The sequence below is a fragment of the Candidatus Propionivibrio aalborgensis genome, assembly GCF_900089945.1.
GTDB lineage: Bacteria > Pseudomonadota > Gammaproteobacteria > Burkholderiales > Rhodocyclaceae > Propionivibrio > Propionivibrio aalborgensis.
In genome coordinates, this window is sequence record NZ_FLQY01000087.1 from 1 (window position 1) to 6,768 (window position 6,768).

General features: G+C 57.8%; 8 protein-coding genes. 5 read left to right on the forward strand and 3 right to left on the reverse strand.

Features of this window, described 5'->3' with window-relative positions:
* The 3 genes from PROAA_RS05610 to PROAA_RS05620 all read right to left on the reverse strand — a co-directional run.
* A partial coding sequence (locus PROAA_RS05610; RefSeq protein ID WP_186410402.1) for a hypothetical protein occupies positions 1 to 365 on the reverse strand: 365 nt, incomplete at its 3' end.
* Positions 366 to 386: 21 nt separating this feature from the next.
* Positions 387 to 773, reverse strand: coding sequence for a hypothetical protein (locus PROAA_RS05615; RefSeq protein WP_222102119.1), 387 nt, complete (start codon positions 771 to 773; stop codon positions 387 to 389).
* A 96-nt stretch (positions 774 to 869) separates the two neighbouring features.
* Positions 870 to 1,778: a DMT family transporter gene (locus tag PROAA_RS05620; RefSeq protein WP_186410408.1), complete on the reverse strand. Its 909-nt coding sequence runs from the start codon at positions 1,776 to 1,778 to the stop codon at positions 870 to 872.
* A 75-nt stretch (positions 1,779 to 1,853) separates the two neighbouring features.
* Here PROAA_RS05620 and dapC point away from each other — a divergent pair, with 75 nt between their 5' ends.
* From dapC to prmB, 5 genes are all read left to right on the forward strand, one after another.
* Positions 1,854 to 3,059: a succinyldiaminopimelate transaminase gene (gene dapC, locus PROAA_RS05625; RefSeq protein WP_222102120.1), complete on the forward strand. Its 1,206-nt coding sequence runs from the start codon at positions 1,854 to 1,856 to the stop codon at positions 3,057 to 3,059.
* A 9-nt stretch (positions 3,060 to 3,068) separates the two neighbouring features.
* A complete protein-coding gene (gene dapD, locus PROAA_RS05630; protein WP_186410403.1) occupies positions 3,069 to 3,890 on the forward strand; it encodes a 2,3,4,5-tetrahydropyridine-2,6-dicarboxylate N-succinyltransferase in 822 nt (273 codons plus the stop codon).
* Positions 3,891 to 3,950: 60 nt separating this feature from the next.
* Entirely contained in the window at positions 3,951 to 5,135 is a 1,185-nt protein-coding gene (locus PROAA_RS05635) for a PilT/PilU family type 4a pilus ATPase (protein ID WP_186410404.1), read from the forward strand.
* Between the two features lies 1 nt (position 5,136).
* The gene (gene dapE, locus PROAA_RS05640) at positions 5,137 to 6,270 is read left to right on the forward strand and encodes a succinyl-diaminopimelate desuccinylase (protein WP_186410405.1); all 1,134 of its coding nucleotides are present in this window, start codon (positions 5,137 to 5,139) and stop codon (positions 6,268 to 6,270) included.
* A 1-nt stretch (position 6,271) separates the two neighbouring features.
* A partial coding sequence (gene prmB, locus PROAA_RS05645; protein ID WP_186410406.1) for a 50S ribosomal protein L3 N(5)-glutamine methyltransferase occupies positions 6,272 to 6,768 on the forward strand: 497 nt, incomplete at its 3' end.

Consider the following 6,768-nt stretch of genomic DNA (forward strand, 5'->3'; position numbering starts at 1 on the left):
TAGGCATTGTCATACTGATGCTGCGAACTGTACGTAGCACCACGCGCTTCTCCTGCCCCTGACACACTCCCGACGACCAGTCCGGCACCCGCTCCAATGCCAGCACCCTGACTCCCATTGATCGCCGCACCCGCCAAGGCACCTACGGCCGTTGCGATGACTGCATTGCGAACTCCCGGGTCGCTCGGCAGAGCACCTGTCTGTTGCGCGGCATACTGACGGCACTGCGCATCATCCAGGCGAAAGTCGCCGAAACTCTTCCCGGTTCCAGGCAAAGACAGAACACTCGGACCTGTTGGTGCGCTGGCGCACCCAACTAGCAGCACCACAACCGTTGAGGAGATCAATACACCGGAAATATTCATGTCAATGCTTTCTTTGCAGCATCAAGGTTGTCCTGGGGGGCGCGGCAACACCTTCTGCCAGCCACCGGGGCATTCATTCACATAGGGATAGTACGCTCTTGTTGCGCCACAGTAATACCAGTAGTTGGTTTGTGTTTCTGGTGGCCCAGGCGCAGGCAATACCTGCTCGATGTAGACGGGCGGAGCACGTTCAATCACTATCGGCTGGGTCGGTGGATAGTAGAAGGGAGGTGGGTAATACCAGGGGCCCCAGCCGGGAGTGATCACGAAACCGAATTGGGCAGATCGATGACCATACCCATGGCCATATCGGTGGCCATAGCCGCGATCCGCCCAGGCACTACCAATACCTGTCAGGACAAGCAGCAACAGTACGATGCCTCGTTTGACCGATTCGATTTCTTTCATCTTGCCTGCTCCAGTATTCATTCGCCCCGAATTCTTTCTGGGGCATTACACAAATCAACGGGCAACTTCCATCCGGGTTGACGACAGCCAAAAACCTCAGGCTTCACAGTCTATTCTCTCCATCTTTGCTGAGAATACACTTGCGGCGACGATCATCGCGCCTCCTACCCATTCGCGATGGCCGATCACCTCGCCGGCAAGCAACCAGGAAGCCAGCGCCGCAAAGCCAACCTCTGAAAGCATGATGACAATTGCCCGGTTGGCGGCGACTCGTGCAAGCCCATACTGAACAACGAGATTGACAACGAGCAATACGCAACCGATCAGGCCGAGCAGTAGCCAGATCGTGGGTGAGTCCGGCATTTGCGGCTGAGCAAATCCGGCAAGAACAAGCGCCATACCGACCAGCACCGCTCCGGCAAAGGTCGCCATCGATTTGATTTCGATGCTTACACCTTGCGCTCGCCTGGAAAGCACATTGAGCAGAGCAAACGAGAAGCCCGCACCCAATCCGAACCAATCGCCCGCATCCTGAGGCACGGGCAGACCGATGCGCGGATGCCAGAGCATGGTTGCTGCGCCCGCCAACGAAAGCGAAATGACGAAAGCACCAAAGCGATTGAGGCGCTCGCCGAGCAGGAAGTGCGAAAGCAGCACGGTCCACAACGGGGCGAGGTAAAACAGCAGAAGGACGCGAACGACCTCGCCATTCAGCGTGGCAAGCACATAGCCAAGGTTGCAGCCTGCCGAGGCCAGGGCAAGCCAGAGCAACGTCCATGAGGGGGAAAAACTGGCAAGCTCGCGCCTGAAGAAGAACAACCCTGATACAAAGGCCACACCGTAGGTAATTGCTAGTGCCACAACGCCGTCTATTCCGGCATCGCGCAGAATGCGGTAGGGATACCAGATGACCCCCCAGACCAGCGCACCCGCGAGCAGCGAGAGAATGGCCGTACGTTTCTCGCGTTGCGCATCGCTCCTGGCTGTTGCTTCCGCCCCTCCCATTACCGTCAAGCGATATCCCCTAATTCAGTGATGCCCCTTATAATTCCCTATCCCATACGGCGTATTGCAAATAACGTGAATCCAAATCTCGCCAGACTGCATCCCTACCCGTTTGAAAGACTGCGCCAGCTCTTTTCCGGCATGACGCCGAACCCCAAACTGCGGGAGATCAAGCTCTCGATTGGCGAGCCGCAACACGCGACACCGGCTTTCATCAAGGACGCGCTGACTGCCGGACTCGGCGGTCTGTCGAATTATCCTACCACGCTGGGCATACCCGCCTTGCGTCATGCCGTCGCCGAATGGATGGAGCGCCGCTATGGCCTTCCCGACATCGATCCGGAGGCGCATATCATCCCGGTCAACGGCTCGCGCGAGGCGCTGTTCGCCTTTGCACAGACGGTTATTGATCCGTCGGGGAGCAGCAACCGAAGTTACATCCCTCTGGTTGTGAGCCCCAATCCCTTCTATCAGATTTACGAGGGTGCGGCTTACCTCGCCGGCGCCGATCTGCGCTTTCTGAATACCCTGCCGGAAAACAACTTTGCTTTCGATTACGACACCCTGAGCGACGAAGAATGGCAACGGGTTCAGCTCCTTTTTGTTTGCTCGCCCGGCAACCCGACCGGGAAAACACTCGATCTTGAAGACTGGAAGCTCCTCTTCGCCTTGTCTGACAAATATGGCTTTATCATCGCCTCCGACGAGTGTTACTCGGAGATTTTCTTTGACGAGGCGAATCCTCCGCTCGGATGCCTTCAGGCAGCCAGGACACTTGGCCGCTCTTTCGACCGACTGGTGATGTTTTCCAGCCTGTCGAAACGTTCGAATGTTCCGGGCATGCGCTCCGGCTTCGTTGCCGGCGATGCGGCGATCCTCAAGCAGTTTCTTCTCTACCGTACCTATCATGGAAGTGCGATGAATCCCGCCGTTCAGGCTGCCAGTATCGCCGCCTGGAATGACGAATCTCACGTTGTCGCAAACCGCGATCTTTACCGGGAGAAGTTTGCAGCCGTTACACCGCTACTGACCCGCGTGCTGGGAACGGCAATGCCCGATGCCAGCTTCTACCTGTGGGCAAGGACCCCACTGGCCGATACCGAATTCGCCCGCGCGCTGGCCGCCGATTATAATGTAGTCGTTCTGCCGGGCAGCTTTCTCGCCCGTCAGTCCTGCGGCGTCAATCCGGGCGCCGGATTTGTGCGTATCGCACTGGTCGCACCGCTCGCCGAATGCCTCGAAGCCGCAGATCGAATACGAGAATTCGTTTCAAAACTTTAGGAAAAATACATGCAGCAATTTCAGCAAACCATTGAAGAAGCCTGGGAAGACCGGACTTCGTTACAACCCGGCAGCGCACCCGCCAAAGTGGGTGAAGCCGTTAGCGCAGCGCTGACCGAACTCGACGAAGGCCGGCTTCGCGTGGCTGAAAAGGTCAACGGCGAATGGATTACCCATCAGTGGCTCAAGAAGGCTGTTCTGCTCTCTTTCAGGCTTGAGGACAACCAGCTGATCGACGGTGGCCCGATGCGCTATTTCGACAAGGTACCGACCAAGTTCGCACGATACGACGCCAAGGCATTCGAGCGCGGCGGTTTCCGCGTGGTGCCACCGGCCACCGCCCGACGCGGCGCCTTTATCGCCAGGAACGTCGTACTGATGCCCTCCTACGTGAATATCGGAGCCTACGTCGACGAGGGAACGATGGTCGATACGTGGTCTACTGTCGGCTCATGCGCACAGATCGGCAAGAACGTGCACCTTTCCGGCGGCGTCGGAATTGGCGGCGTACTGGAGCCCTTGCAGGCCAACCCGACAATCATCGAAGACAACTGCTTCATCGGCGCCCGCTCGGAGGTCGTTGAAGGCGTAATCGTCGGCGAAGGCTCCGTGATCTCGATGGGCGTGTACATCGGCCAATCAACAAAGATCTTCGATCGCGAAACCGGGGAAGTCAGCTATGGGCGCATCCCCCCCGGCTCGGTTGTTGTTTCCGGCAACCTGCCGGCAACAGACGGCAGCTACAGTCTCTATTGTGCAGTGATCGTCAAGAAGGTCGACGCCAAGACACGCGCCAAGACCAGTATCAACGACCTCTTGCGCGGCGACTAACTCCTCTTCGTTCCCTCATTCTTTTTCACTTTTCGTATTCTTGACAACGGCGGAGGCCACATGATTCTGGACAAACTATTCCAGTTGATGGCAGAAAAGCAGGCTTCGGATATTTTTGTCTCTGCCGGCGTCCCGATTCACATCAAGATCCAGGGCAATTCGGTTCCGGTCAATCAACAGGTCATGGACTCGGCGATGATCGAAAAGATCGCCTTCGAACTGATGTCGCCTGACCAGCTCCGGACCTTCGAAGCGACGATGGAGATGAATCTCTCCTTTGGCGTTCCCAACGTAGGCAATTTCCGGGTCAATATCTTCCGGCAGCGCGCCTCGATCTCGATCGTTGTGCGCTATATCCTCGGCAACATTCCGTCCCTTGACTCCCTCATGCTGCCCTCGGTGCTGGGTGAGCTGATCATGGAGAAACGCGGCCTGATCCTGATTGTCGGCTCAACCGGTTCAGGCAAGTCGACGACCATCGCGTCCATGCTCGACTACCGCAATGCCAACCGCAGCGGTCACATCCTGACCATCGAGGATCCCATCGAGTTTCTTTTCAGGCACAAGAAATCGATCGTCAATCAGCGCGAATTGGGCATGGACACCCTGGGTTGGGAACCGGCTCTGAAAAACGCCATGCGCCAAGCCCCCGACTGCATCCTGATCGGCGAAATCCGCGACAAGGAAACCATGCAGGCCGCCATCGCCTACGCCCAGACCGGCCATTTGTGCCTCGCCACGCTGCACGCCAACAACAGCTACCACGCGCTTAACCGCGTCATCAATTTCTTCCCGCTGGAAACCCGAACTTCGCTTTATCTCGATCTTTCCGCCAGCTTGAAGGCCATCGTCTCGCAACGCCTGGTCAAGAAGCCGGACGGAAAGCGAACGCCTGCCGCCGAAATTCTGCTCAATACGCGTCACGTCCAGGAATTGATCGAGCGCGGCGAAGTCCTGGCCGTCAAGGAGGCAATGGAACAGAGTCTTGCGCCGGGATCGCAGACCTTTGAACAGGATCTGTTCCGCCTCTATCGTGAAAACACCATCACTCTCGATGAAGCGCTGGGGAATGCCGACTCGCCCACCAACCTTTCCTGGCTGATCAACAATTCCGAAATCACCAGCGGCACACAAAACGAAGAGCTACGCGTCGAAACGCCGCTGGATTTCTCGGAAACCAGCGACTCTGGAGCGTCCTTCAAGGAATTTTCGCTGAGTCTCAACGACGCCCCAGAAGAAACCTGAGATGCCCGGTGACGCAACACTCAAGCTCGCCGAGCAACTGATCGCCTGCCGTTCCGTCACCCCCGAAGATGGCGGCTGCATGCGCATCATCGGCGAGCGCCTAGAGCGTATGGGATTCGGATGCGAATACATCAACCGTGGTGGCGTTACCAACCTATGGGCACGCCGGGGCTCGGCCAGTCCCCTGTTCTGCTTTGCCGGGCATACCGACGTTGTTCCGACCGGTCCTCTTGATCAGTGGCAGAGCGACCCATTTCAGCCGACCCGGCGAGACGGCTTGCTCTATGGCCGCGGTGCGGCAGACATGAAAAGCTCGCTCGCTGCCTTTGTTACAGCAACCGAAGCCTTCGTCGCTAGCCGCCCGGAACATAGCGGCTCCATCGCCTTCCTGCTCACTTCGGACGAGGAAGGCGATGCGGTGGATGGCACGGTTGCCGTGACCGAAGCGCTCGCGGTGCGCGGCGAGAAGATGGACTTCTGCGTTGTCGGCGAACCGACGGCGGCCAGTCGTCTCGGCGACACGATCAAGAACGGTCGTCGCGGCTCGCTGACCGGCAAGCTCACCGTCAGGGGAGTGCAAGGCCATATCGCCTATCCGCATCTGGCGAAAAACCCGATCCACCTGGTCGCACCGGCAATGACTGAACTGGTCAATTGCATATGGGATCAAGGCAACGCATCCTTCCCGCCCACGACCTGGCAGATTTCCAATATTCATGGTGGCACCGGCGCCAATAACGTCATTCCCGGCAACGTGCTCATCCAGTTCAATTTCCGCTTTGCCACGACCAGCACGCCGGAGGAATTGAAAGCGCGCGCCGGAGAAATCCTGGATCGCCATGGCCTGGATTACGAGATCGACTGGACACTCGGTGCCAAGCCCTTTCTGACCGGGAGTGGTGTACTCGTCAACACCTCACTCAAGGCAATCCGCGAAGAAACGGGCATCGAGGCCGAGCTATCAACGACTGGCGGCACCTCGGATGGTCGTTTCATCGCCGACCTCTGCCCGCAGATCATCGAAATCGGCCCCGTCAATGCGAGCATCCACAAGATCGACGAATGCATTGAAATTGCTGCCCTTCCCCGGCTTTCCGCCATTTATCGCCGTATTCTGGAACAACTACTGCCCTGATATGTTTGATCAAGCCCAAAACGAACTCTCAACCTTGCGCGACCTGATGCGTTTTGCTGTCAGTCGCTTTATCGAGTCCGAACTGTTTTTTGGTCACGGCAACGATAACGCCTGGGACGAGGCCGCCTATTTGCTGTTGCACACGCTGAAGTTGCCGCTTGATCGTCTGGATCCATTCATGGATGCCCGCTTGACCAGCGACGAACGCGCCGCCGTGCTCAAGGTGATCAAACGCCGTATCGCCGCTCGCCTTCCAGCCGCCTACCTGACCAACGAAGCCTGGCTTGGCGATTACCGTTTCTACGTCGATGAACGGGTGATTGTCCCGCGTTCGCATATCGCCGAGCTGCTGCGCGAACAACTCAGTCCATGGGTCGACGATCCGTGGGCGGTGACCCGCGTTCTGGATCTGTGCACCGGTTCCGGCTGTCTGGCCATCCTCGCGGCCCACGCTTTCCCGGAATCAAAGGTCGATGCCCTTGACCTCTCGCCCGACGC

Excerpts from the sequence above, each read along its gene's own strand:
- PROAA_RS05615 (WP_222102119.1), bottom strand. The coding sequence starts at position 773 with ATGAAAGAAATCGAATCGGTCAAACGAGGCATCGTACTGTTGCTGCTT.
- PROAA_RS05620 (WP_186410408.1), bottom strand. The coding sequence starts at position 1,778 with ATGGGAGGGGCGGAAGCAACAGCCAGGAGCGATGCGCAACGCGAGAAA.
- dapD (WP_186410403.1), top strand. The coding sequence starts at position 3,069 with ATGCAGCAATTTCAGCAAACCATTGAAGAAGCCTGGGAAGACCGGACT.
- PROAA_RS05635 (WP_186410404.1), top strand. The coding sequence starts at position 3,951 with ATGATTCTGGACAAACTATTCCAGTTGATGGCAGAAAAGCAGGCTTCG.
- dapE (WP_186410405.1), top strand. The coding sequence starts at position 5,137 with ATGCCCGGTGACGCAACACTCAAGCTCGCCGAGCAACTGATCGCCTGC.